Raw genomic sequence first — 23,663 nt, 5'->3', positions numbered from 1 at the left:
CGCGCCCCCCGGTTCTGGATGTTCGGCCTGGCATTGGCCGCCCTGGCAATCGCCTTCGTATTCGCGGGCGCCGGGTGGGACTTCGGTTACGTGATTCCCAAGCGCCTGATCCGCCTGGCGGCCATCGTCGTCGGCGGCATCTGCGTCGCGCTTTCGGCCATCGTCTTTCAGACGCTTGCCGGCAACCGCATCCTGACGCCCGCCGTGATGGGCTACGAGGCGGTGTATCTGCTGTGGCAGTCGCTGCTGCTTCTGCTGATGGGCACGCACGGCATGGCGATGCTCGGCGTGGCCGGGAACTTCCTGGTTTCGGTGGGGCTGATGCTGGCCTATTCCTGGGTGGTGCATCGCTGGCTGCTGCGCGGCGGCAACGATGTGTACCGGATGCTGCTGCTCGGCCTGGTGCTGACGATGGTGATCACGACTTTCACGCAGTTCGTTCAGCTGCGCATCAGCCCGGGCGAATTCGCCGTGTTCCAGGGACTGGGCTACGCCTCGTTCAATCGAGCGACGACCGAAACCCTGCTCTACGCAACGGTGGCGCTGGCGGCGGTGTGCTTCGCAGCTCGCGGCGGCCCGCCCGCGCTCGACGTGCTGGCGCTTGGCCGCGACCAGGCGATGTCGCTGGGCGTGCACCATGCCCGATATGTCCGTCGCTACCTGGCGCTGATCGCCATTCTGGTGGCGGTATCGACCAGCCTCATCGGGCCCACGGCCTTCATGGGCATCTTTGTCGCCAACATCGCCTACGCGGTGGCGGGCAGCAACCGGCACAGGATCACGCTGCCCCTGGGGTGCGGCGTCGCGATTGCCGTATTCATCGTCGCCCAGCTGCTGGTCGAACACGCCTTCAACTACAAGACCTCGGTCAGCATCCTCGTCAACCTGGTGTGCGGCGCGTACTTCCTTGCCCTGACGTTCCGAGGCCGAGCCACGCCATGATCACCGTCCGCAATCTTCGCAAGACCTACGGCGCCAGAACCGTCCTGGACGGCATCGACGCCGAATTCCCGGCGCGGCGCGTGACCTCGCTGATCGGGCCCAACGGCGCCGGCAAATCCACGCTGCTGATGCTGATGGCGCGGCTGCTGGAACCCAGCGGCGGCGAGATCCTGCTCGACGGGCAGCCGGTGACGAACTTGCGGATCGCCGAGTACGCGCGGCGTGTCGCCACCCTGCGCCAAGCGCCGGGGTTCGACCTGCGCCTGACGGTGCAGGAGCTGGTCGCCTTCGGCCGCTTCCCCTACAGCCGCGGCACGCTGACGGCCGCCGACCGCAACGCGGTCGACTCGGCCATCGATTTCCTGAGCCTGACGCCGCTGCGCGATGCCAACCTCGATGAACTCAGCGGCGGCCAGCGCCAGATGGCGTTCCTGGCGATGACGATCGCGCAGCAGACGGATGTGCTGCTGCTGGACGAACCGCTGAACAACCTCGACATGAAGCATGCCGTGCAGATCATGCGGGCGCTGCGTCGCCTGTGCGACGAGCAACGCCGCACCGTGATCCTGGTGATCCACGACATCAACTTCGCCGCCAACTATTCCGACCATATCGTCGCGCTCAAGGACGGCGCCCTGCATGGCAGCGGCCCGTCGGCGCAGGTGGTGACCGAGCCGCGCCTGCGCGCGCTGTACGAGCTGGATTTCGAGGTCTTGCGCAACGAACGCGGCTGTCTCTGCAACTACTTCAATCCATCCGGAGTTCCGATATGAGCTGGAAAAGCACCTGCCGCGCCGCGGGCCTGGCAATGATCGCGATGGTCGTCCTGCAGGCGTGCGGCGACAAGCCCGCCCAGCCGCCCCAGGCGGCGCAGGCCTCGCCGGCATTCGACTCGCCCATCAGCATCACCCACAAGCTGGGCACGACGACGATCACGCGCCCGCCCCGGCGCGTCGCGGTGCTGGACATGAACGAAGCCGATACGCTCGACCAGTTGGGCGTGCCGATCATGGGCATGACCAAGGACTATGTGCCGCACTTCCTCGCGCGCTACAAGGAAGACGCCAGCGTGCTGGACCTGGGCGCCATCGTCCAGCCCAACCTGGAACGGGTGCACGCGCTCAAGCCCGACCTGATCCTGATCTCCCCGATCCAGGCCAACCATTACCGTGAGCTGACCGAAATCGCCCCGACGCTGCATTTCGATGTGGACTTCGGCAACAGCAAGGGCCAGCACCTCGCCGTCATCAAAGATCACCTGATGACGCTGGGACGTCTCTTCGGCAAAGAGGACGTGGCCCGCCGCAAGGCTGCCGAACTCGATGCCAAAGTGGCAGCCGCCCGCCGCGTGACGGAAGGCCGTCCCGAGAGGGCCATGATCGTGATGTTCAACAACGGGGCCTTCAGCTCCTTCGGCGTGCAGTCGCGCTACGCCTTCGTCTTCGACGCGCTGGGCGTCAAGCCCGCCAGCACCCTCGTCGATTCCAGCCTGCACGGCCAGCCGATTTCCAGCGAGTTCATTCAGCAAGCCAATCCCGACATCCTGTACGTGGTCGACCGTACCGCGGTCATGGAACGGCGCCCCGTCATGGATGCCGAGCGCATGAGCAACCCGCTGCTGCGGCAGACCAATGCCTGGAAGAACGGCCGCGTGGTGTTCGTCGACGCCGACGCCTGGTACACCACCGCCGCCAGCGTGACTTCGTTGCAGCTGGTGATCGACGACGTCATCAAGGGCTACCAGGACTGAAACCCGGCCGTTTTTCCTGTCGGGTTCTTTCATAAACAATTCTCGATCTCACTCGTTTTCTTGTTTTCAAACCGAAGCAATTTTTCAACCTACATTGAAAGGAATCGGCATGAACGCACTGTGCCGTCAAAACCGTATCGCCCTCCCCGCGCCGCAGGCTATCCGCCGCACCACCGCCTTCGAGTTGAACCGCACCGCGGCCGCCGTACAGGCGGCGATCTGGCTGGGCGTGATACTCGCCGCGGCGGCGGTTCCGTCCGCGCGGGCGCAGACTGCCGGCTTGGCCGCGGACGCCCCTGAAACCCCGCGCGCGGCCGCCACGGCGGAGGGCGTAACCACCCTGCAGGCCGTCACCGTCCATGGGCAGGGCGAAACCGTGCAGCCCTACGCCGGCGGACAGGTGGCCACCGGCGGCCGTGTCGGCATGCTGGGCGACAAGGATTTCATGGAAACGCCCTTCAGCACCGTCAGCTACACCGACAAATTCGTCGCGGACCGGCAAGCGCGCGACATTACCGACGTGATTTCCGCCACCGATCCCTCGGTGTTCTCCACCGGCGTGCAAGGCACCATCGCCGAGAACTATTCGATCCGCGGCTTCAGTTCCAACATCAACGATGTCTCGTTCGGCGGGCTCTACGGCATCTCGCCCTACTACCGCGCCTCGCCCGAGATGTTCGAGCGCATCGAGGTCCTGAAAGGGCCCTCGGCCCTGCTCAACGGCATGCCGCCGGGCGGCTCGGTCGGCGGCGCCGTCAACCTCGTGCCCAAGCGGGCCGGCGACGTGCCGGTAGCGAGCCTGACCGCGACCTACATGTCGGACTCGCAGTTCGGCGGCCATATCGACCTGGGTCGGCGTTTCGGCGAAAACCAGCAGTTCGGCATTCGTTTCAATGGCGTCTACCGGGATGGCGGTACGGCAGTCAAGCAGCAGGACCAGAAGTCCCAGCTGGCCGCGCTGGGACTGGACCTGCGCGCCGACCGGGCCCGCATTTCCATCGACGTCTACAGCAGCCAGGACCGCGTGGACGGTCCAACCCGGGGCATCAACCTGGCGCGCGGCGTGAGCGTGCCCAAGCCGCCGAAGCCCGATACCCTGCTCAACCCGACCTGGGCCTTTTTCGACACCCGCGACGAAGGCTTGATGGCCCGTGGCGAGATCGACCTGAGCGACCAACTGACGGCCTACGCCGCGGTAGGCACCAGTGACACCAAGTACAAGACAACCAGCGTACAAACGGTGGAGGTCTTCAACAACGCCGGCGACTATCGCACCAACGTCAGCGACCTGCGCTTCGAAGTCGAGAAGCAGTCGGCCGAGGCCGGTTTGCGCGGCAAGTTCCGCACCGGCGCCGTCGCCCATGAATGGGCGCTGAACGCCACTTACTACGCTCACACCGACGAGCAATTCGGCCGGCGCAACGCGCTCGGACCCGATTGGATCACCAACATCTACCACCCGGTATGGGGTCCCGCGCCCGATACGTTCATCGCTCCGCAGATCACGAAGACCAAACTGCGCCTGAGCAGTTATGGACTGGCCGACACCTTGTCCTTCGCCGATGGCCGGGTGCAGCTAACGCTGGGCGCGCGGCACCAGCAGGTGGTGGCCGATTCGTACAACGTCGCGACCGGCGCGCGCACCTCGCGCTACGACGAAAGCGCCATCACCCCCGCGGCCGCGATCTTGTTCAAGGCCACCGACTCGCTCTCGATTTACGCAAACTACATCGAAGGCCTGAGCCAGGGCGCCACTGCCCCGATCAGCGCGGCCAATGCGGGCGAGGTGTTCGCCCCCTACAAGAGCAAGCAGAAGGAAGTCGGCCTCAAGCTCGACCTGGGCGATTTCGCGCACACGCTGAGTCTGTATGAAATTACCCGCCCCAGCAGCTACACCGACCCGGCGACCAACATCTTTTCCTTCGGCGGGGAACAGCGCAACCGCGGCATCGAATGGACCTTCTTCGGCTCGCCGCTGGAGGGCGTGCGCCTGATGGGCGGCATTGCCTACATGGATCCCAAGCTGACCAAGACGGCCGGCGGCATCAACCAGGGCAACACAGCGACCGGCGTTCCCAAGCTGCAAGGCAAACTGGGCGCGGAATGGGATGTTCCGCAGCTGCGCGGCCTGACGCTGACCGCCAACGCGACGTCGGCATCCAAGCAGTACATCGATACCTCCAATTCGCTGTCGGTGGCGGGACGCACGATCTACGATGTCGGCGCGCGCTATGCCACGAAGGTGGCGGGCCGACCGCTGACCTTGCGCGCCACCGTCCACAACCTGACCAACAAGGCCTATTGGTCGATGCCGCAATGGACCAGCCTGGCCATGGGCGCGCCGCGCACGGTCATGCTGTCGGCAACCGTGGATTTCTGATCCCGGCCGCCGATTTCAACCTTCCGCCACGATCTTCGCGTCCTGGATGGTCTTGGCGTATTTGCGCTGCTCGGCGCGCATGAAATCGGCGAATCGCTGCGCGCTGCCGCCGCCGTCTTCCGCGCCCGCCTGCGCCAGCTTTTCCTGCACGTCGGCCATGGCCAGCACGCGGTCGATGTCCCGGTTCATGCGCGCGACCATGTCGGCCGGCATGCTGGCCGGGCCGACCATGCCGAACCAGATGCTGGCCTCGAAGCCCGGGTAGCCTTGCTCGGCCACCGTCGGCACATCGGGCTGGCTCCTGGAGCGCTGCTGCAGGGTCTGCGCAAGCGCCATCACCTTGCCGGACTGGATCAGCGGCGTGGCCGTGGTCATGCCCTCGAAGCAATATTGCACGTGGCCGCCCAGCAGATCGTTCATCAGCGGCGCCGAGCCCTTGTAGGGCACGTGCAGCACATCGATGCCGGCGCGGGCCTTGAAGATCTCCAGCGCCAGGTGCTGGGCCGATCCGCTGCCGGCCGACCCGAAGATGATCTTGCCGGGTTGCGCGCGACACAGCGCCACCAGGTCGGGCAGGGTCCTGGCGGGCTGCGCCGCGCCGCCGATCAGCAGCGTGGGCGTCTTGCCCACCAGCGCGATGGGCGAGAAATCGCGTTCGGCCGAATAGGTCAGCTTGGGCTGCAGGCCCGGCGCGATGCCGTGGCTGTTGACGTGCGCCATCAACAGGGTGTTGCCGTCGCCCGGCTGGCGCGCGACCTGTTCGGCGGCGATGATGCCGGCCGCGCCGGCGCGGTTCTCGACGATCACCGGGATGTTCCACATCACGCCCAGCTTCTGTCCCAGCAGCCGCGCCAGCACATCCGTGCCGCCCCCGGCCGGAAAGCCGACCACGATCTTGACCGGCCCCGGCGGCAGCTCCTGCGCCCGGGCTGACGGCAGGACGAGCGCCGCCCCCAGCGCCGCGGCGCCGGTAATGAAGTCCCTACGTTGCATGCGTGTCTCCTCGCGCGCCGGGTTCATGCCCGGCGACTGTTGGTAAACCTTGCCCGCCCTCGCCTTCCATCGGCCACTCAAGGTGGCCGGCCGAAGATGCGGCGTCCTGCGATGCGGCTCAGGCCGCGGGTACCGCCAGCCGCTGGGCCAGTTGCGCCGCCTGCGCGGCGGTCAGCTCCACCAGCGGCGGCCGCACCGTGGCCCAGACCGGATCATTGCGTCGTTGCGCGATGGCCGTCTTCATGGCCGGGATCATCGGATAGGCCTGGAAAATGGCGCGGGTGTCGTTCAGGGCGCGCTGCCGCGCCTCGGCGTCGGGTTCGCGCCAGGCGCGGTAGAGCGCGACGATGGGCGCGGCGTTGACGTTGCCGGTGGCGGTGATGCAGCCCGCGCCGCCGGCCCGCATGGTTTCGAGCAGGACGGTCTCGGTGCCGGCGAACACGTCGAAGCCGCGCGGCTGGAAGTCCCGCAGCATCGCCGCCGTGTTGTCCCAGTCGCCCGAACTGTCCTTGATGCCGGCGACGATACCGGGGAACTCGCCCAGCAGGCGGTCGATGAGACCCAGGCTGATGGGCACGCCCGACACCGGCGGGATGTGATACAGGTAGATCCGCAGGCGTTCGTCGGCGACCCGTTCGATCACGTGGGCATAGGCGCGGAACAGGCCCTCGTCGCTGACGCCCTTGTAATAGAACGGCGGCAGCATGAGCACCCCGCCGCAGCCCGCGCTGACGGCATGACGGGTCAGCTCCACGGCGTCCGGCAACGCGCAGGCGCCGGTGCCCGGCATCATGCGCGCGGCCGGCAGCCCGGCTTCCAGCAAGGCATCCAGCAATTGGCGCTTTTCGGCCACGCTGAGCGAATTGGCCTCGGAGTTGGTGCCGAAGATCGCCAGGCCCGCGCCCTGCTCCAGCAGGGCGCGGCAATGCCCGACGAAGCGCGGCACGCTGGGCGACAGGTCCGCGTTGAAGGGCGTGAGGACCGGGGAATAGACGCCTTGCGGCCGGTCCGCGGCGCGTGTGCTCATGAAGACTCTCCTGTCAGCGGCCGATGCGGGTCCACTTGCCGTAGCGCTCGACCATGCGTTCATCGAAACCGAATCCCAGCCCCGGCTCCTGGTGCAGCACCACACGGCCCTGTTTGTGGCTCAGTTGGCGGTCCACCAGCTTGCGGAAATTCAGGACCTGGTCGTCCCAGAAAAATTCAACATAACGCGCATTGGGCGTGGCGGCCACCAGCGGCGCGTGCACGTCGTGGAACCAGTGCGGGCACACCACCACGCCATAGCTCGCCGCGGTCGCCGCGATGCGCTTCCATTCGGTGATGCCGCCGCACACCGCCGCGTCGGTCTGCAGGATGCCGGCCGCGCCCTTGTCCAGCAGCTCCTTGTGATACCAGCGGCCATAGCCGATCTCGGCGGTGGCGATGGGCAGGTGCGTCAGGCGCGCCAGCTTGGCGTGGCTGTCGATGTCATCGGGGCCGAACGGCTCCTCGATGAAGTATGGCTCGTACTGCTCGAAGCGGCGGATGTACTGCATGGCCTGGGTCACGTCCTGCCAGGCGTTGTTGCAGTCCATCATCAGCTCGACATCCGGCCCGACGGCCTCGCGCGCCGCCTTCAGCCGCGCCTCTTCCTCGCGCGGCGACAGGCGCCCGGTCTTCATCTTGACGGCGGAGAAGCCCTTGGCCACGTAGCTGGCCATTTCCTCGCCCAGGTGCTGCGGCGTCTTGCCGTCCAGGTAGTAACCGCCACTGGCGTAGGCCGGCACGGACTCCAACTCGACCGCGCCGAGGAACTTGTGCAGCGGCAGGCCGGCGGCCTTGGCATTCAGGTCCCACAGCGCGATGTCCAGCGCGCTGATCGCGCGCATCACCGTGCCCTGGCGCCCCTGCAGCAGGGCCTCCTGGTACATCGCCTGCCACAGCCCCTCGACCGCGTGCGAATCCTTGCCCAGCAGCACCGGCGCCAGCAGGCTTTGCACCGCGGCCTCGAAGATTGCGCCGCCGGCGCTGCCGACGTAGCAGAAGCCGATGCCTTCGATGCCGTCGGTGCTGCGGACCTTCACCAGTCCGTAGTGGCGGGTGGAGACGGTGCGGTTCGAAAACGAGGTGACCTTGTCCAAAGGCACGGCGGCTGCGCAAACGTCGATGGATTCAATGATGGGCACGGTTGGCTCCTGATGAGGGGAATATTGCGGGTTGCACGGCCGGCGCGCCTTGCGCCGGCGCAACGCTCAGACGCATTCTTGCCGCCACCAAAGAAACAAACAATTATCTTGACCCATATTTAGAATATGGAAAAAACATCTTCCGAGAGCGCCCGACGATGGATTCGAGATTCCTGCAGACCTATGTGCACGTGGTGGAGCTGGGTTCCATCGCGCAGGCCGCGCGCCACCAGGGGCTGACGCCCGCCACGGTGCAGCAGCGGCTGCGCGCGCTCGAGGCGGACATGGGCAGCGCGTTGATCGCCCGCTCGGGCCGCACGGTCAAGCCCACCGCCGCCGGCACCCGCATCCTGGAGCGGGCCCGCAACGTGCTGCGCGACCTGCGCGACCTGCGTTCGGCGGCCACCGAGTCCGACCTGCCCGCCGGCCCGCTGCGCCTGGGCGCCACGCCCACCGCGCTCACCGGCATCATGCCGCCGGTGCTGCGCACCTGGGCGGCGCGCCATCCCCACATCGAGATCTATATCGAGCCGGCCCCCACCACCCTGCTCTACGGCAAGGTGCTGTCGGGCGAGCTGGACGGCGCGCTGCTGGTGCATCCGCTGTTCGCCATTCCCAAGTCCTGCGTCTGGCGCGACCTGCGGCGCGAGCCGCTGGTGCTGGTGACCCCGGTCGACATGCCGGTGCGCGACCCGCTTGCGGTGATTGCGCGCGAACCCTATATCCGTTACGACCGCAGCGTGGTGGGCGGCCGCATGGCCGACGACTACCTGCGTGCCCGCGACCTGCGGCCGCAGGTGCGCTTCGAGCTGGACGGCATCGATTCGATCGCCAAGCTGGTCTCGGAGGGGCTGGGAGTGGCGCTGCTGCCCGACTGGGCCACCACGGGTGTGTCGGCGCCGGTCAAGCGCTGGCCGCTACCGGCGCCCTGTCCGGTGCGCACGGTCGGCGCGATCTGGCCGCGCTCGGGGGTGCGCTCCGAATTGATGCGGGTATTCGTGGAACTGGCCGAGGATCAGGCGGCGGCGCAACGCTGACGGCCAGGCGGCGCCTACGCCGCCGCGCCATCCAGCAAGCGGCCATCGCGCGCCACCACCTTGCCGCCCGAGATCACCAGGCGGCGCGGCGCGCGTTGCGCCACGGCTTCGGCCACGCCGCTCGCCGCCACCAGCACCAGGTCGGCGCGCGCGCCGGACTCCAGCCCGTAGTGCGCGAATCCGCAGGCGCGGGCCGCGGCGGTGCTGACGCAGTCGAAGACCCAGCCGATCTCGTCGTCGCGGCGCAGGTCGTTACGCAGGCCGATCATCATGGCGCGCGCCAGCATGTCGGGGCTGCCATAGGGCGTCCAGGTATCGCGGATGCCGTCGTTGCCGCCGAACAGCGTCACGCCGGCGTCGCGACAGGCGCGCAGCGGCGGCACCGGCCGCGACGGCGGCGCGGTGGTCAGCAGCGCCACGTCCAGCGCCGCCAGGCGCTTGAGCAGGCCATCCAGCCGCCTGGCATCCACGCCGCCCAGGCAGAACGCGTGGCTGATGACGACACGACCGCGCATGTCCAGCGCCCGCACCCGGTCCAGAATCAGGTCGAGCGAAAACGCGCCCAGTTCACCCGGTTCGTGCAGGTGGATGTCCAGCGGCTTGCCATGCTTGTCGGCCAGGCCGAACAGCACGTCGAGCGATTGCGCCGGGTCGCGGTCGATGGCGCAAGGGTCGAGTCCGCCCAACACGTCCGCGCCCTCCGCCAGCGCCCGGTCCAGCAACGCCGCCGTGCCCGGCCGCACCAGCAGGCCGGATTGCGGAAACGCCACGGTCTGGATCTCGATCCGGCCGGCCAGCGCCGCGCGCGTGCGGTGCACGCCCTCCAGGTGACGCAGGCCGGCATCCGTATCGACGTCGACGTGGCTGCGGATGCGCGTGGTGCCTTCACGCAGGAAGGCCAGCGCCAGCGCGCGCGAATGGCTGGCGGCGTCATGGCCGCTGGCGGCGCGCCAGGCACGTTCATTGTCAATGCGGTCGGTCAGCGCCGGGCCCACCTGGTTCACGTACCACGGAGAATCCCAGGTGGTCTTGTCCAGGTGCGTGTGCCCTTCGACCAGTCCCGGCAACAGCAGCGCGCCCGCCCCGGGCTCGCGCGCCACGCCGGCGGGCGCCTGCAGGTTTGGCCCGATGCGTTCGATACGGCCGCGGGAAATCAATACGTCGACCGCCGAGCCATCGGGCAGTCGAACGTCGTTTAACAACATGTCGGTCATGGGGACGTCCTTGGCCTCGCCTCTCGCCTGCATGCGCCGGGTATCCGGGCGGCGGCCGGATCAGGCTTGCTGCGGCGGTTCGATCCAGAAGAAGCGCTGGCCCTGGCGGAGCATGTCCGCGACGCCTTCGGCGCTGAGGCGATAGTCGGTGCCCATCAACGTGGCGCCGCCGTCGTCGTGAATATGGATGACGGCCAGCGGGTCGTTGGCCATGGTGTACCAGTAGTAACCGGGCTTGAGATCATGCAGGTCAGTATTCATGCCACGAGTATACAAACAACGCCGGGGCGTATTCAAAAAGACACACAAGTAACCCTTTGCCTGACACGACGATTGCGACGCGTCATACTGTTTCATGCGAGGTTTCGGAAAGCCCGCCATGTTGGCACGTGTCGACGCGGCCGCAGCACCATTGGTATGCAAGCGTCGGACGTGAGGGGAACAACACAGGTATGAAAAGGCAAGCACTCCAATTCAGCGAGCCACTCAAGCAAGCCATTCTCGATGGCTATAAAGTGCAAACCCGGCGCATCGTCAAACCGCAGCCCACCAAGCTGACAACCGCCTGGTATGCCGACGCGGCCGATTCCGGGAAGTGGGTCGCCATGGGTCCCGCGGAAGGCGAGGGCGAGTTGCGCAAGACTTCCCCCTGGATAAGTTGCCCTTATGGCAAATCCGGCGAAAGCATCACCCTCGAGGATGAATCCGGCAAACCCTTCGCCACCGCCGTCGTGGTCGGCGTGCGCATCCAGCGCCTGCAGAGACTGTCCGAAGCGGATGCGCGGGCCGAAGGCACGCAGGCGCTCTATCACTCCTCGGCGCTGTTGCCGGGCGTGCCCCTGCAGACCGCGTTCGCCCTGACCTGGTGCGAGCGCTATGGCGCGCATGCCTGGGCCGCCAATCCCTGGGTCTGGGTGGTCGAATTCCGCTGCCAACAGCCTGACGAGCGCTAGGGCGAAGTCGGGAAAACGACCCTCCGGAGCGAGGCACGGCCCCGGGGCACCGCCTTGGCGCAGGCGTACCGGTGTTGCCGACAGGGGAATCCGCCCGCGCTGATGGTGACTACCTGTAACCCGTCCGCCCCGCCGAAGTCGGCGCCGCTTTATTTCAGTCGATTTCACCCCTGGGTTCGCCAGAGTGGGAGCGGGCTGACGCGGCGCAACATCGGCGCCGCCGGCACGGTGGCAACCGTTGCGGATTGTCGCTATTGAGGACGGGTCGCTTACCTTCGCCGCGCCGAAAAGGTCGAAAATAGCGTCAACGAATACTCAACTTTGCTGCGTCACGCAGTAGGCAGGTGCAACATGAAAAAATGGTTAATCGCAGGGGTCGGCGCCGCCGGCCTGCTGATCTCCAGCGTCGCATTGGCCCGGGTCGACGTCGGCATCTCGATTGGCGTGCCAGGGGTGGTCTACCCGGCCCCCGTCTATGCGGCCCCCGCCCCGGTCTATGTGGCCCCGGCGCCCGTCTACGCGCCGCCGCCCCCGGTCTACTATCGTCCGGCGCCCGTCTACGTCGCGCCGCCGGTCGTGTACCCCGCCCCGGTCTATATCCGCGGGGGCGGCTACTGGGGCGGCCATCGAGGCCATTGGCGTGGTCCCGATCGAGGCTATTACCACGGTCGCGGCGGCTGGCATCGTTGATCCCGCGACGGCACGAAAAACAAAGGCCACTCCCAGGAGTGGCCTTTTTTCCTGCGGGGCAATTTCCGGTGCCCGGCGGGAATCGTGTCAGGTCGTGGGGACCTGGACGGACTTGCCCGTCATGACGGCGGGCGGTTGCTGCGACGCCGGATTGGGCTTGGCAACGGCCCAACGCGGCGATTCCTGGACGAGATCGATCCAGCGGCGCGGCGCGCTCGACGCCCGCCACCAACCATTATGCGGACGCATGAGCAAACTCCGGTTCACCGTTGAAACGAACGCCGTTGATTTCTTCAAACAGTTGCCGGCTTTCCTGTTCCGCTTCGTCCAGGCTTGCGAACGGCGCCTGCCCCGGCACGGTCCAGCATTTTTCCGGTGCGGTTCCGCCTACCCGGCGGGTCCATATCTGCACGCGGTAGCCCTGCTCGTCATCCTGACTCACAGCGCATCTCACCCGAAAATCTCCAATCATTCTTGAAGTCATGGACAACTCCTTGTTATATGTGTGAATGAGGCGTGTAAAACGCAGATGTATTGTGCCGAACTATCCGGCCCTTTTATTGAAAATACACAATTGCTCACATCAAAATCAGGCAGTCACGCCGCCAACATAATCCACGGACGCGACAGAAATATGTCTCGATCATAAATAGGCCGGACTTCCCGCCCCATCCGCCGTGTGGTCGACTTGCATAATCAGCAAGTGGCGTGCCCGGTCCTGGCGAACAATAAAAAACGGAGCCCGCGGGCTCCGTTTTTTATTTGTGGATTGCTCCAGCCAGGGTCAAGGCTTCAATACCGTCAGGCCGCCCATGTAAGGTTGCAACGCCTCGGGCACCAGGATGCTGCCATCGGCCTGCTGGTGGTTTTCCAGCACCGCCACCAGCGCGCGGCCCACGGCCAGTCCCGAGCCGTTCAGCGTATGCACGTATTCGGGCTTGCCCTGGGCGTTGCGGAATCGCGCCTGCATGCGGCGCGCCTGGAAGGTTTCGCAGTTGGACACCGACGAAATCTCGCGCCAGGTGTTCTGCGCCGGCAGCCACACCTCCAGGTCGTAGGTCTTGGCCGAGCCGAACCCCATGTCACCGGTGCACAGCAGCATCACCCGGTACGGCAGCCCCAGCAATTGCAGCACGCGCTCGGCATGGCCGACCATGCCCTCCAGCGCCTCATAGGACTGGTCGGGCTGCGTGACCTGCACCATTTCGACCTTGTCGAACTGGTGCTGGCGGATCATGCCGCGGGTATCGCGCCCGCCGCTGCCGGCTTCGGAACGGAAGCACGGGGTGTGGGCGGTGAGCTTGAGCGGTAGGTCGGCGGCGGCCTGGATGGTGTCGCGCACCACACTGGTCAGGGTGATTTCCGACGTCGAGATCAGGTACTGGTCTTCGCGCACGAACGGCTTGCCGTGCTCGTCGACCTTGGGATCGTCGTCGCCGCCGCCCTTGGACACGGCGAACATGTCATCCTTGAACTTGGGCAGTTGGCCGGTGCCGTACAGCGTCGAGGCGTTGACGATGTAGGGGGTGTAGCACTCGGTGTAGCCGTGCGTGCCGGTCTGCAGGTCGAGCATGAACTGCGCCAGCGCGCGGTGCAGGCGGGCAATGGGACCGCGCATGAACGAGAAGCGCGCGCCCGACAGCTTGGCGGCGGTATCGAAGTCCAGGCCCAGCGGTTCGCCCAGCGCGACGTGGTCGCGGGCCTCGAACGGCAGCGCGGGCGGGTTGCCATCGGCGCCCGCGGCGGCCGGCAGCCAGCGGCGCACTTCGACGTTATCGTCGGCGGACTCGCCCAGCGGCACGCTGGCGTGCGGCAGGTTCGGCACCGACATGAGCAACTCGTTGAGCGGCTGCTGCAGGGCGGCCAGCTCTTCTTCCAGCTGCTTCAGGCGCTCGGGCACGGCCTGCGATTCGGCCATGACGGCGCTGGCGTCCTCGCCCTTGGCCTTGAGTTGACCGATCTGCTTGGCCAGCGCGTTGCGGCGGGCTTGCAGGGATTCGGTTTCGGTCTGGACCGCCTTGCGGCGAGACTCCAGCTCGTTGAACCGTTCCGTGTCGAAGGACACGCCACGGCTCTTGAGGCGGTCTACGACGGTTTGCAGGTCTTTGCGCAGCAGTATCGGGTCTAGCATGGTGATGTCGGTGAGATTGCGGGAAGCAACGGGCGGCGCCCGTTACCGTTTCTTGGCGCGTTCCTGCGCGTCCAGCTCGCGCAGGAATGCCAACTTCTGCTGGATTTTAGCCTCCAGGCCGCGATCGGTCGGCCGGTAGAAGGAAGGCTTGAGCCCATCGGGGAAATATTGCTCGTCCGCGGCGTAGCCGTGCGGCTCGTCGTGGGCATAGCGGTAGGCCTTGCCATGGCCCAATTGTTTCATCAACTTGGTGGGCGCATTGCGCAGATGGATTGGCACCGGCGCGCTGCCATGCTCGGCGGCGAACTTGCGCGCCTGGTTGTAGGCGTTGTAGACGGCGTTGGACTTGGCCGCGCAGGCCATGTAGACCACCGCCTGGGCCAGCGCCAGCTCGCCTTCGGGCGAGCCCAGCCGTTCGTAGATGTCGGCGCCGTTGACCGCCAGGTCGGTGGCGCGCGGGTCGGCCAGGCCGATGTCCTCGACCGCCATGCGCACCAGCCGGCGCGCCAGGTACTTGGGATCGGCGCCGCCGTCGATCATGCGGCAGAACCAGTACAGCGCGGCGTCGGGATTGGAGCCGCGCACCGACTTGTGCAGCGCGCTGATCTGGTCGTAGAAGGCGTCGCCGCCCTTGTCGAAACGCCGCAGGTTCTGCGACAGCGAGATCTCGAGCCAGGCCGCGTCGACCGTGTCTCGGCCGGCGGCCTGGGCCGATTCGGCCACCACCTCGACCGCGCTGATCAGGCGGCGCGCGTCGCCGTCGGCCCAGGCCGCCAACTGTTCGCGCGCGTCGGCGTCGATGTGGATGCGCGCGCCCTCTTCGTGGCCGTCGTTGAACGCCGTGATGGCGCGGTCGACCAGTTGCTGCAGTTCCTCGGGCGTGAGCGACTGCAGCACGTAGACGCGGGCGCGCGACAGCAGCGCCGAGTTGACCTCGAACGAGGGGTTCTCGGTGGTGGCGCCGATGAAGGTGAACAGGCCGCTTTCGACGTAGGGCAGGAACGCGTCCTGCTGCGCCTTGTTGAAGCGATGCACTTCGTCGACGAACAGGATGGTGCGGCGGCCCTGCCCCTGCGCCACCTGCGCCACGGTGACGGCGTCGCGGATGTCCTTGACGCCGCCCAGCACGGCCGAGATGGCGATGAACTGGGCGTCGAAGCCGTCGGCCATGAGGCGCGCCAAGGTGGTCTTGCCCACGCCCGGCGGGCCCCAGAAGATCATGGAATGCGGGCGGCCCGACTCGAATGCCACGCGCAGCGGCTTGTCCGGCCCCAGCAGGTGCGACTGGCCGACGACGTCGGCCAGCGTGCGCGGACGCAGGCGCTCGGCCAGGGGCACGTAAGGCCGATGGGCGGGATCGGCCGCGAAGAGATCGTTGCTCATTGGCAGCAGATGGGGGAAGGCGGCAAGGAAATCAAGCCAGTATTACAACATGTCCGGCCGCCCTCCGCCCTGGCGGCCAGGCCGGGAACCGGCCTGCGGCGCCGGGCCCGGCGAGGCCGCGGGGAACCGCCGCTTCAGGCCAGTTCCGGCGTGGCGAAACGGCGGTTGGCCAGCACCGGCAGCACCTTGCGGGCATGCGCCAGGCGTTCGGGATCGATATCGGCGAACACCAGCGCCGGCGCCTCGCCGGCCTGCGCCGTGACCACGCCCAGCGGGTCCACCACCATGCTGCAGCCGATATTGCGTTCGCCGCACTCGCCCGTGGCGGCGACGTAGCAGGTATTTTCCAGCGCGCGCGCCGTCACCAGCACTTCCCAGTGCTTTTCCTTCAACGGGCCGCGCACCCAGGCCGCCGGCAGCGCCAGCAGGTCGGCGCCGTCCAGCGCCAGACGCCGGGCCAGTTCGGGAAAGCGCACGTCGTAGCAGGTCATCAGCCCGACCTTCACGCCGCCGATCTCCAGCAGCGGCGGGATGTCGTTGCCGGGCGTGACGTTGGTCGACTCCTTCATGGTGAAGGCGTCGTACAGGTGCAGCTTGCGATACTGCGACACGATGCGGCCATCCTGCAGCGTGACCAGGGTGTTCCACACCCGGCCATCGCCGGTCGGCACGTGCACGCACATCATGGACGCCAGCGACGAGCCGCGACTGGCCTCGAGCAGGCGCGTCATGAAGGGACCATCCAAGGGTTGCGCGGCCTTCAGCACGATCTGCGGGTCGGTGATGTCGCGGGCCAGGATGCCTTCGGGCAGCACCAGCAGGCCGGCGCCGCCAGCACGGGCGCGCGCCATGAGATCGACGCAGACCTGGGCATTTTCTTCCCAGACGCGGCTGACGGCGAACTGGCCCAAAGCGACTTTCAGCATGACTCTTCCTTGTGTGGGGCGGCAAAGGGGCGCCGCGACATGCCCCTATTGTCGCGCCAACCGGCGCCGGCGGCGGACTACGGGTAACTCCCAACTGCCGCTTGTAAATTTCTTTCAGGATAATTAAAAAAAACGGATTTGCCGTAAATATTTTCCAGAGACGAACCGCCGCCATGCCCCACTCCTCCATCACCGCAGCCCCCCTGGACGCCAACGGCAAGGGCCTGGGCGCCTTTCCCGCCGCCTGTACCAACGCCGGCGTGGCGGCGCTGAACTGGAACCTGCTGGCCGAGGACGTCAGCCTGCCGGTGGCGGTGCTGTACGAGGCCCGCGTGCGCCACAACCTGCAATGGATGCAGCGCTTCATGGAAGCCTACCGCGTCAAGCTGGCGCCGCACGGCAAGACCACCATGAGCCCCGCGCTGTTCCAGCGCCAGATCGACAACGGCGCCTGGGGCATCACCCTGGCGACCGCGCCGCAGGCGGTGGCGGCCTACAACCATGGCATCCGCCGGGTGCTGATGGCCAACCAGCTGGTCGGCCGCGCCAACATGGCGCTGATCGCCAAGCTGCTGCGCGACCCGGCGTTCACCTACTTCTGCATTGTCGATTCCGTCGCCAACGCCGCCCAGCTGGGCCGTTACTTTGGCGAGCAGGGCCTGGTGCTGCCCGTGCTGATCGAGCTGGGTCCGGCCGGCGGCCGCACCGGCGTGCGCGACGACGCGCAACTGCAGGCCGTGGCCGAAGAAATCGGCCGCTGGCCCGGGCTGGCGCTGGCCGGCATCGAAGTCTACGAAGGCGTGCTGCAGGAGGAAACCGCGATCCGCGCCTTCCTGCGCCGCGCCACCGACGCCCTGCGCGGGCTGGCCAGCACCGGCCGGCTGCGCAAGAACGGCCCCGCCCTGATATCCGGCGCCGGTTCGGCCTGGTTCGACGTGGTGGCCGAGGAATTCTCGCAACTGGACATCGGCGCGCCGCTGGAAATCGTGCTGCGCCCCGGCTGCTACCTGTCGCACGACGTCGGCGTCTACCGTTCGGCCGCCGAGCGCATCAACGCCCACAACCCGGTAGCCCACAAGATGGAGCCGGGCCTGCAACCCGCGCTGCAGGTCTGGGCCTACGTACAGTCGCTGCCCGAACCCGGCCGCGCCATCGTGGCCATGGGCAAGCGCGACGCCGCCTTCGATGCCGGCCTGCCGACGCCGTCGCTGCATTTCCGTCCCGGGCAAAGCGCGCCTGGCGCCGCGCCGTCCCAATGGAAGCTCACCGCCATGATGGACCAGCACGCGTTCATGCAGATCGGCGAGAACGACGACATCCAGGTTGGCGACATGATCGCCTTCGACATCTCCCATCCCTGCCTGACGTTCGACAAGTGGCGCCAGGTCCTGCTGGTGGACGAGCAGTACCGCGTCATCGACGTCGCGGACACCTTTTTCTGAGCCTTTGCGCGCGGCGCGGCCGCGCGTTCCGTTGCGCTACCGACAAGCCCCGCGCCCGGGGGGCAAGAACGAACTCGGGCATCCGGCGCCTTACCGGCCTTTCACTGAATCACGCGACAACCTGTTTTTGACCCTCTGGAGAGAGAATCATGAACTTCCGCACCTCCCGGCAAGGCGGTGGGCTGAAAAGCCTGCTCGTGGCCGGCGCAATTGGCTTGACCGCATTGTCGTCCCCCGCCCTCTGTGCCACGCCGGTCAAGGGAGGCACGATTTCCGTCGCCACCATCGGCGAGCCGCCCACGCTCGACCCGATGAGCAGCACCGCCGACCTGGTCGGCATCCTGACGCAGCACTTCTTCGAAACGCTGTACACCTTCGACGCCAAGTGGAACCTCACCCCGCTGCTGGCGGACAAGATGCCCGAAGTCACGCCGGACGGCCTGGTCTACACCATCGCGCTGCGCCAGGGCATCACCTTCCATGACGGTTCCAAGATGGATTCGTCGGACGTGCTGGCCTCGCTCAAACGCTGGACCGAGACCGCCACGCGCGGCAAGATGGCCGCCAAGGTCATCGCCAACATCGAGGCGCCCGACGCCAACACCATCCGCATCACGCTCAAGCAGCCCTACGCCCCGCTGACCGCGCTGCTGGCCATGAACAACGCCGCCGCCGTGATCATGCCCAAGGGCAAGATCGCCCCGGTGCTGACCGAGATCGTCGGCACCGGCCCCTACCAGCTCAAGGCGCGCGTGCCGGACCAGTACATCCAGCTGACCCGCTTCGAGGGCTACAAGCAGCGCGAAGGCGAACCCGACGGCTACGGCGGCGCCCGCAAGCAATACCTGGACGAGATCCGCTTCGTGCCGGTCGCCAACGCCAACACCCGTTCCGAAGCCGCCGCCGCGGGCCAGTTCGACTACGTCGACTCGCTGCCGGTGGAAGCGCTGGACAAGCTCAAGGGCGGCCGTTCCGATCCGGTCATGCTCAAGCCCTTCGGCTGGCCGCGCCTGGTGCTCAACACCAAGCAGGGCATCATGTCCAACCTGGCCGTGCGCCAGGCGGTGCAACTGGCGCTGAACGAAGAAGACATGCTGTTCGCCGCCTTCGGCAACAAGGACTTCTACAAACTCAACGGCGATCTGTATCCGGAAGGCTACCCGTGGGCCACGTCGCTGGGCGGCAAGGTCTACAACAAGGGCGACGCCGCCGCGGCCAAGAAGCTGCTGGACAGCGCCAACGTGGCCGACAAGAAGATCCGCATCCTGACCAGCCAGCAGTACGAGTTCCACTACAAGATGGCGCTGGTGGCGGCGGAATACCTCAAGGCCGCCGGCTTCACGGTGGACATGCAGGTGGTCGACTGGGCCACGCTGACGCAGCGCCGCCAGGATCCGGCCGTGTGGGACATCTTCATCACCCACAGCGTGTTCCTGCCGGAACCCGCGCTGATCGACTTCCCGTCCAAGGACGCGCCGGGCTGGTGGGACACGCCGCGCCGCGCGCAGGTGATGGATGCCTTCAACCAGGCCCGCACCCAGGAAGAACGCGTCAAGCGCTGGGCCGACGTGCAGCAGGCCGTGTATGACGAAGTGCCGTTCGTGAAGGTCGGCGACTTCAACGCCCAGGCGGCCCGTTCGCCGTCGCTGCAAGGCGTCAAGCCGGCGCCGTGGCCGTTCTTCTGGAACGCCTGGAAAGCGCAGAAGTAAACCAGGCCGCGGGGCGGTCCGCTCAGGGCCCGCCCCGCCTGAACCACAGCGCCGGCATCGGCGCGCCGATCCTTAGGATGCCACTGTGTTGCGTTATCTCTTGAACCGGCTGGTCGGGCTGGTGGCCGTGATGTTCATCGTCGCGACCATCGTGTTCGTCATCATCCGCGTCACGCCCGGCAACCCCGCCGCCGTGATGCTCGGGCCCCAGGCCAGCCAGGCCGACATCGCCGCGCTCGAACACCAGCTGGGCCTGGACCAGCCCCTGCCGGTGCAGTACGTCTCCTGGCTGGGCAAGCTGGTACAGGGCGACCTGGGCCAGTCCATCTTCATGAACAAGCCGGTGCTGGCGGCGCTGGCCGACCGCGCCGAGCCAACCCTGCTGCTGACGCTGATGTCGCTGTTCATCGCCACGCTGATCGCGCTGCCGGTGGGCATCCTGTCGGCGGTCAAGCGCGGCACCACGCTGGACCAGTCGGTGCTGTCGTTCTCGATGTTCACCTCCAGCGTGCCGAGCTTCTGGCTGGGCCTGCTGCTGATGCAGGTGTTCTCGGTCAAGCTGGGCTGGCTGCCGGTGTCGGGCTATGGCGGGCCGGACGCCTCGTTCGCCACGCGCGTGTCACACCTGATACTGCCCGCGGTGGTGCTGGGGCTGGTGAACTCGGCGCTGATCACGCGCTTCATCCGCGCCAGCATGCTGGACGTGCTGCGCGACGACTACGTGCGCACCGCCCGCGCCAAGGGCCTGCCGGAAAGCCGCGTGATCCTCAAGCACGCCGTGCGCAATGCGTTGATCCCGATCCTGACGGTGCTGGGCCTGACCACGGCCCTGCTGATCAGCGGCGCCGTGGTCACCGAGACCGTGTTCGGCCTGCCCGGCGTGGGCAGCCTGGTGGTGTCGGCCGTGCTGCGCCGCGACTATCCCGTCATCCAGGGCGCGCTGCTGATCATCGCGGCCATCTACGTGCTCATCAACCTGTTCATCGATCTGCTGTACCTGCTGGTCGATCCGCGCGTCCGTTATTGATGATGAATTGCGAACGAAACGACCGAAATGACTAGTCCAACTACCGTTAACGCCGGCACGGACCGCTGGCAGGTGCTGCGCCTGCTGGTGGCCCGCAAGACCGTGCTGATCAGCCTGATCGTGCTGATCGTGCTGGTAGCCGCGGCGCTGCTGGCGCCGTGGGTCAGCCCCTACGACCCGTTCAAGCTGTCCATCATGAACCGCCTCAAGGCGCCCGGCGCCGTGCACTGGTTCGGCACCGACGACTTCGGTCGCGACGTGTTCAGCCGCGTCATCTACGGCGGCCGGCTGTCGCTGATGGTGGGCTTTTCGGTGGTGATCGTGTCCAGCGTGCTGGGCATCGCGCTGGGCCTGATCGCCGGCTTCTTCCGCTCGGCCGACAAGTTCGTGTCGCGCCTGATCGACGCGATGATGGCGTTTCCCGACATCCTGCTGGCGATCTCGCTGGTGGCCGCGCTGGGACCGTCGCTGGTGAACGTGGTGATCGCGCTGGGCATCGTCTACACGCCGCGCCTGGCCCGCATCGTGCGCGCCTCGACCCTGGTGATCCGCGAGCTGCCGTTCGTCGAGGCCGCCCGCGCGCTGGGTGTGTCCACCTGGCGCATCGTCACCGTGCACGTGCTGCGCAACCTGCTGTCGCCGATCCTGGTGCAAGGCACCTTCATCTTCGCCTACGCGATCCTGGCCGAAGCCGGCCTGTCGTTCCTGGGCGTGGGCGTCTCGCCCGACATCCCCACCTGGGGCACCATGATCAACGCCGGCCAGCAGTACATGGGCTCGGCCGACTGGATCATGATCTTCCCCGGCATCGCCATTGTCCTGTCGGTGCTGTCGCTGCAACTGGTCGGCGACGGCCTGCGCGACGTGCTCGACCCGCGCCTGCGCAAGGAGCTGTAATCATGACCGCAAGCACCCGAGACATCGTGCTGTCGGTGGAAGGCCTGAAGACCTGGTTCCACAGCCGCGACGGCGTCGCCAAATCGGTGGACGGCGTCACCTTCGACCTGGCCCGCGGCGAAACGCTGGCCATCGTCGGCGAATCCGGCTCCGGCAAGTCCGTCACCAGCCTGTCCATCATGGGCCTGCTGCCCAAGCCGGCCGGCCGCATCGAAGCGGGCAAGATCCGCTTTCGCGACCGCCGCGGCCAGGAACACGACCTGGCCCACGCCTCGCCGGCCACCCTGCGGCGCATCCGCGGCGCCGAGATCGCCATGATCTTCCAGGAGCCGATGACGAGCCTGAACCCGCTGTACACGGTGGGCGACCAGATCGCCGAGGCCGTGCTGCAGCACGAGGGCGGCTCGCGCGCGGCCGCCATGAAGCGCGCCCGCGACATGCTCGACCGCGTCGAGATCCCGGCGGCCGACCGGCGCGTCAACGAGTATCCGCACCAGATGTCCGGCGGCATGCGCCAACGCGTCATGATCGCCCTGGCGCTGGCCTGCAACCCGGCCGTGCTGATCGCCGACGAACCCACCACCGCGCTGGACGTGACCGTGCAGGCGCAGATCCTGGACCTGCTGCGCCGGCTGCAGGCCGAGATGAACATGAGCATTCTGTTCATCACCCACAACCTGGGCGTGGTGGCCGAGATCGCGCATCGCGTGGCGGTGATGTACGCCGGCCGCGTGGTCGAGGACGCCGGCGTCTACGACCTGTTCGAAAAGCCCACCCATCCGTACACCCGCGGCCTGCTGTCCTGCCTGCCGACCGCGGCGCTGCTGGCTTCCGGCGAGCGCCTGCGCGCCATTCCGGGCAACGTGCCGAGCGTGCTGTCGCTGCCCGCCGGCTGCACCTTCGCCCCGCGCTGCGCGCTGGCCGACGACAACTGCCGCCGCGACGTGCCCGAACTGGTGCCGGTGCAGGCCCGGCACCACGCCCGCTGCATCAAGGTGACTCCGCTATGACCGCAAGCCCCCAACCCGCGCGCGCCGCCGAACCGCTGGTGCGCATCGAAGACCTGAAGGTCCACTTCCCCACCTCGCAGGCGCGCAACGCGCCGGTGGTGCGAGCGGTCGACGGCGTCAGCTTCGACGTGCCGCGCAACACCATCGTCGGCCTGGTGGGCGAGTCCGGCTCGGGCAAGACCACCACCGGCCGCGCCCTGCTGCGCCTGTTCGCGCCCACCGCCGGCCGCCTGCTGTTCGACGGCCAGGACATCACCAAACTGTCCGAGAAAGAAATGCTGCCGTGGCGCCGCCGCATGCAGATCGTGTTCCAGGACCCCTACGCCAGCCTCAACCCGCGCATGACCGTGGCCGAGATCCTGGGCGAGGCGCTCGACACCCATAAGTTGGCGCAGCATCGCCGCGAGGCCCGCATCGGCGAACTGCTCGAACGCGTCGGCCTGAACGCCGATCACCGCCGCCGCTATCCGCACGAATTCTCCGGTGGCCAGCGCCAGCGCATCGGCATCGCCCGCGCCCTGGCGGTGGAGCCCGACTTCATCGTGGCCGACGAACCGGTCTCGGCGCTGGACGTGTCGGTGCAGGCGCAGGTGCTGAACCTGCTGCAGGACCTGCAGCGCGACCTGGGCCTGACCATGCTGTTCGTGGCGCACGACCTGGCCGTGGTCGACTACCTGTGCGACGAGGTGGTGGTGATGTACCTGGGCCGCGTCATGGAACGCGGCCCGACCAGCGAGGTCTACGCGCGGCCGCGCCATCCCTATACCCGCGCCCTGCTGTCGGCCGCGCCGTTGCCGGATCCGCGCGCGCCGCGTTCGCGTATCCTGCTCAAGGGCGACATCCCCAGCCCGGTCAACCCGCCTTCCGGCTGTGTCTTCCGCACCCGCTGCCCGCACGCCATCGACGCCTGCGCCACGATCGAAGCGCGCGACGTCAGCGTCGGGCCAGGCCACTTCGCGGCCTGTTCGCGCCTCGGCGATCCCGAACTGGCCGCGTAAGGGCCGCGCCCGC

23 protein-coding genes are annotated in these 23,663 nt (G+C 67.2%); 13 read left to right on the top strand and 10 right to left on the bottom strand.

The window, feature by feature from the left end; all coding sequences use genetic code 11:
• Positions 1-18: 18 nt before the first annotated feature.
• The 4 genes from ACVN9Z_RS12935 (at position 19) to ACVN9Z_RS12920 (ending at position 5,072) form a co-directional block, all read left to right on the top strand.
• A complete protein-coding gene (locus tag ACVN9Z_RS12935) occupies positions 19-942 on the top strand; it encodes an iron chelate uptake ABC transporter family permease subunit (protein WP_049052720.1) in 924 nt (307 codons plus the stop codon).
• Positions 939-1,715 carry an iron ABC transporter ATP-binding protein gene (locus ACVN9Z_RS12930; protein WP_006389106.1) on the top strand — a complete coding sequence of 259 codons (777 nt, stop codon included), beginning with the start codon at positions 939-941 and terminating at the stop codon, positions 1,713-1,715. Before ACVN9Z_RS12935 ends, ACVN9Z_RS12930 begins: the two co-directional genes overlap by 4 nt.
• The gene (locus tag ACVN9Z_RS12925; RefSeq protein WP_155871546.1) at positions 1,712-2,692 is read left to right on the top strand and encodes a siderophore ABC transporter substrate-binding protein; all 981 of its coding nucleotides are present in this window, start codon (positions 1,712-1,714) and stop codon (positions 2,690-2,692) included. Before ACVN9Z_RS12930 ends, ACVN9Z_RS12925 begins: the two co-directional genes overlap by 4 nt.
• Positions 2,693-2,801: 109 nt before the next feature.
• A complete protein-coding gene (locus tag ACVN9Z_RS12920; RefSeq protein ID WP_458213439.1) occupies positions 2,802-5,072 on the top strand; it encodes a TonB-dependent receptor in 2,271 nt (756 codons plus the stop codon).
• Between the two features lie 15 nt (positions 5,073-5,087).
• Here the strand turns inward: ACVN9Z_RS12920 and ACVN9Z_RS12915 are convergent, their stop codons facing one another.
• The 3 genes from ACVN9Z_RS12915 to ACVN9Z_RS12905 all read right to left on the bottom strand — a co-directional run bounded on the left by ACVN9Z_RS12915 (position 5,088) and on the right by ACVN9Z_RS12905 (position 8,233).
• Positions 5,088-6,065 carry a Bug family tripartite tricarboxylate transporter substrate binding protein gene (locus ACVN9Z_RS12915; RefSeq protein ID WP_054447231.1) on the bottom strand — a complete coding sequence of 326 codons (978 nt, stop codon included), beginning with the start codon at positions 6,063-6,065 and terminating at the stop codon, positions 5,088-5,090.
• A 118-nt stretch (positions 6,066-6,183) separates the two neighbouring features.
• Positions 6,184-7,092, bottom strand: coding sequence for a dihydrodipicolinate synthase family protein (locus ACVN9Z_RS12910; RefSeq protein WP_437262881.1), 909 nt, complete (start codon positions 7,090-7,092; stop codon positions 6,184-6,186).
• 13 nt (positions 7,093-7,105) lie between these two features.
• Positions 7,106-8,233: a mandelate racemase/muconate lactonizing enzyme family protein gene (locus tag ACVN9Z_RS12905; protein ID WP_251200510.1), complete on the bottom strand. Its 1,128-nt coding sequence runs from the start codon at positions 8,231-8,233 to the stop codon at positions 7,106-7,108.
• Between the two features lie 158 nt (positions 8,234-8,391).
• On the opposite strand from ACVN9Z_RS12905, the gene ACVN9Z_RS12900 reads away from it, so the two are divergent.
• Positions 8,392-9,270 carry a LysR family transcriptional regulator gene (locus ACVN9Z_RS12900; protein ID WP_006389100.1) on the top strand — a complete coding sequence of 293 codons (879 nt, stop codon included), beginning with the start codon at positions 8,392-8,394 and terminating at the stop codon, positions 9,268-9,270.
• A 14-nt stretch (positions 9,271-9,284) separates the two neighbouring features.
• On the opposite strand, the gene ACVN9Z_RS12895 is transcribed toward ACVN9Z_RS12900, so the two are convergent.
• Positions 9,285-10,484: an amidohydrolase family protein gene (locus ACVN9Z_RS12895; RefSeq protein ID WP_458213438.1), complete on the bottom strand. Its 1,200-nt coding sequence runs from the start codon at positions 10,482-10,484 to the stop codon at positions 9,285-9,287.
• A gap of 60 nt (positions 10,485-10,544) precedes the next feature.
• Complete coding sequence (locus ACVN9Z_RS12890) at positions 10,545-10,745, bottom strand: hypothetical protein (RefSeq protein WP_006389098.1); 201 nt, start codon at positions 10,743-10,745, stop codon at positions 10,545-10,547.
• Positions 10,746-10,936: 191 nt separating this feature from the next.
• On the opposite strand from ACVN9Z_RS12890, the gene ACVN9Z_RS12885 reads away from it, so the two are divergent.
• On the top strand, positions 10,937-11,437 hold the full coding sequence (locus ACVN9Z_RS12885; protein ID WP_006389097.1) for an ASCH domain-containing protein: 501 nt from the start codon (positions 10,937-10,939) through the stop codon (positions 11,435-11,437).
• Between the two features lie 351 nt (positions 11,438-11,788).
• Complete coding sequence (locus tag ACVN9Z_RS12880; protein WP_006389096.1) at positions 11,789-12,127, top strand: virulence factor; 339 nt, start codon at positions 11,789-11,791, stop codon at positions 12,125-12,127.
• Between the two features lie 87 nt (positions 12,128-12,214).
• Here ACVN9Z_RS12880 and ACVN9Z_RS12875 read toward each other — a convergent pair whose 3' ends face one another.
• The 5 genes from ACVN9Z_RS12875 to ACVN9Z_RS12855 form a co-directional block, all read right to left on the bottom strand.
• Positions 12,215-12,376, bottom strand: a complete 162-nt coding sequence (locus ACVN9Z_RS12875) for a hypothetical protein (RefSeq protein ID WP_153228617.1) — start codon at positions 12,374-12,376, stop codon at positions 12,215-12,217.
• Positions 12,363-12,611 (bottom strand): hypothetical protein, encoded by a 249-nt coding sequence (locus ACVN9Z_RS12870; protein WP_080564301.1) that lies wholly within the window; start codon positions 12,609-12,611, stop codon positions 12,363-12,365. Before ACVN9Z_RS12870 ends, ACVN9Z_RS12875 begins: the two co-directional genes overlap by 14 nt.
• Positions 12,612-12,911: 300 nt before the next feature.
• Positions 12,912-14,258, bottom strand: coding sequence for a serine--tRNA ligase (serS, locus tag ACVN9Z_RS12865; protein ID WP_006389094.1), 1,347 nt, complete (start codon positions 14,256-14,258; stop codon positions 12,912-12,914).
• Between the two features lie 42 nt (positions 14,259-14,300).
• Complete coding sequence (locus ACVN9Z_RS12860; RefSeq protein ID WP_020924876.1) at positions 14,301-15,641, bottom strand: replication-associated recombination protein A; 1,341 nt, start codon at positions 15,639-15,641, stop codon at positions 14,301-14,303.
• Positions 15,642-15,775: 134 nt separating this feature from the next.
• On the bottom strand, positions 15,776-16,567 hold the full coding sequence (locus ACVN9Z_RS12855; protein WP_026382309.1) for a deaminated glutathione amidase: 792 nt from the start codon (positions 16,565-16,567) through the stop codon (positions 15,776-15,778).
• Positions 16,568-16,740: 173 nt separating this feature from the next.
• Here ACVN9Z_RS12855 and ACVN9Z_RS12850 point away from each other — a divergent pair, with 173 nt between their 5' ends.
• The 6 genes from ACVN9Z_RS12850 (at position 16,741) to ACVN9Z_RS12825 (ending at position 23,650) form a co-directional block, all read left to right on the top strand.
• The gene (locus ACVN9Z_RS12850) at positions 16,741-18,009 is read left to right on the top strand and encodes an amino acid deaminase (protein WP_047992523.1); all 1,269 of its coding nucleotides are present in this window, start codon (positions 16,741-16,743) and stop codon (positions 18,007-18,009) included.
• A gap of 149 nt (positions 18,010-18,158) precedes the next feature.
• Entirely contained in the window at positions 18,159-19,718 is a 1,560-nt protein-coding gene (locus ACVN9Z_RS12845; protein WP_006389090.1) for an ABC transporter substrate-binding protein, read from the top strand.
• 85 nt (positions 19,719-19,803) lie between these two features.
• Positions 19,804-20,745 carry an ABC transporter permease gene (locus ACVN9Z_RS12840; RefSeq protein ID WP_020924879.1) on the top strand — a complete coding sequence of 314 codons (942 nt, stop codon included), beginning with the start codon at positions 19,804-19,806 and terminating at the stop codon, positions 20,743-20,745.
• A 27-nt stretch (positions 20,746-20,772) separates the two neighbouring features.
• Positions 20,773-21,642: an ABC transporter permease gene (locus tag ACVN9Z_RS12835; RefSeq protein WP_054447229.1), complete on the top strand. Its 870-nt coding sequence runs from the start codon at positions 20,773-20,775 to the stop codon at positions 21,640-21,642.
• A 2-nt stretch (positions 21,643-21,644) separates the two neighbouring features.
• Complete coding sequence (locus ACVN9Z_RS12830; RefSeq protein ID WP_458213437.1) at positions 21,645-22,652, top strand: ABC transporter ATP-binding protein; 1,008 nt, start codon at positions 21,645-21,647, stop codon at positions 22,650-22,652.
• Entirely contained in the window at positions 22,649-23,650 is a 1,002-nt protein-coding gene (locus ACVN9Z_RS12825; protein ID WP_458213436.1) for an ABC transporter ATP-binding protein, read from the top strand. Before ACVN9Z_RS12830 ends, ACVN9Z_RS12825 begins: the two co-directional genes overlap by 4 nt.
• Positions 23,651-23,663: the final 13 nt, after the last annotated feature.

Source organism: Achromobacter sp. KK8, assembly GCF_054188005.1.
Note: the sequence above shows the minus strand (reverse complement) of the source record. Positions and strands in the feature narration are given on the sequence as shown.

Bases quoted from the DNA above. Each gene is read 5' to 3' on its own strand.
- ACVN9Z_RS12935 (WP_049052720.1), top strand. From the start codon at position 19: ATGTTCGGCCTGGCATTGGCCGCCCTGGCAATCGCCTTCGTATTCGCG.
- ACVN9Z_RS12930 (WP_006389106.1), top strand. From the start codon at position 939: ATGATCACCGTCCGCAATCTTCGCAAGACCTACGGCGCCAGAACCGTC.
- ACVN9Z_RS12925 (WP_155871546.1), top strand. From the start codon at position 1,712: ATGAGCTGGAAAAGCACCTGCCGCGCCGCGGGCCTGGCAATGATCGCG.
- ACVN9Z_RS12920 (WP_458213439.1), top strand. From the start codon at position 2,802: ATGAACGCACTGTGCCGTCAAAACCGTATCGCCCTCCCCGCGCCGCAG.
- ACVN9Z_RS12915 (WP_054447231.1), bottom strand. From the start codon at position 6,065: ATGCAACGTAGGGACTTCATTACCGGCGCCGCGGCGCTGGGGGCGGCG.
- ACVN9Z_RS12910 (WP_437262881.1), bottom strand. From the start codon at position 7,092: ATGAGCACACGCGCCGCGGACCGGCCGCAAGGCGTCTATTCCCCGGTC.
- ACVN9Z_RS12900 (WP_006389100.1), top strand. From the start codon at position 8,392: ATGGATTCGAGATTCCTGCAGACCTATGTGCACGTGGTGGAGCTGGGT.
- ACVN9Z_RS12895 (WP_458213438.1), bottom strand. From the start codon at position 10,484: ATGACCGACATGTTGTTAAACGACGTTCGACTGCCCGATGGCTCGGCG.
- ACVN9Z_RS12890 (WP_006389098.1), bottom strand. From the start codon at position 10,745: ATGAATACTGACCTGCATGATCTCAAGCCCGGTTACTACTGGTACACC.
- ACVN9Z_RS12885 (WP_006389097.1), top strand. From the start codon at position 10,937: ATGAAAAGGCAAGCACTCCAATTCAGCGAGCCACTCAAGCAAGCCATT.
- ACVN9Z_RS12880 (WP_006389096.1), top strand. From the start codon at position 11,789: ATGAAAAAATGGTTAATCGCAGGGGTCGGCGCCGCCGGCCTGCTGATC.
- ACVN9Z_RS12875 (WP_153228617.1), bottom strand. From the start codon at position 12,376: ATGCGTCCGCATAATGGTTGGTGGCGGGCGTCGAGCGCGCCGCGCCGC.
- ACVN9Z_RS12870 (WP_080564301.1), bottom strand. From the start codon at position 12,611: ATGACTTCAAGAATGATTGGAGATTTTCGGGTGAGATGCGCTGTGAGT.
- serS (WP_006389094.1), bottom strand. From the start codon at position 14,258: ATGCTAGACCCGATACTGCTGCGCAAAGACCTGCAAACCGTCGTAGAC.
- ACVN9Z_RS12860 (WP_020924876.1), bottom strand. From the start codon at position 15,641: ATGAGCAACGATCTCTTCGCGGCCGATCCCGCCCATCGGCCTTACGTG.
- ACVN9Z_RS12855 (WP_026382309.1), bottom strand. From the start codon at position 16,567: ATGCTGAAAGTCGCTTTGGGCCAGTTCGCCGTCAGCCGCGTCTGGGAA.
- ACVN9Z_RS12850 (WP_047992523.1), top strand. From the start codon at position 16,741: ATGCCCCACTCCTCCATCACCGCAGCCCCCCTGGACGCCAACGGCAAG.
- ACVN9Z_RS12845 (WP_006389090.1), top strand. From the start codon at position 18,159: ATGAACTTCCGCACCTCCCGGCAAGGCGGTGGGCTGAAAAGCCTGCTC.
- ACVN9Z_RS12835 (WP_054447229.1), top strand. From the start codon at position 20,773: ATGACTAGTCCAACTACCGTTAACGCCGGCACGGACCGCTGGCAGGTG.
- ACVN9Z_RS12830 (WP_458213437.1), top strand. From the start codon at position 21,645: ATGACCGCAAGCACCCGAGACATCGTGCTGTCGGTGGAAGGCCTGAAG.
- ACVN9Z_RS12825 (WP_458213436.1), top strand. From the start codon at position 22,649: ATGACCGCAAGCCCCCAACCCGCGCGCGCCGCCGAACCGCTGGTGCGC.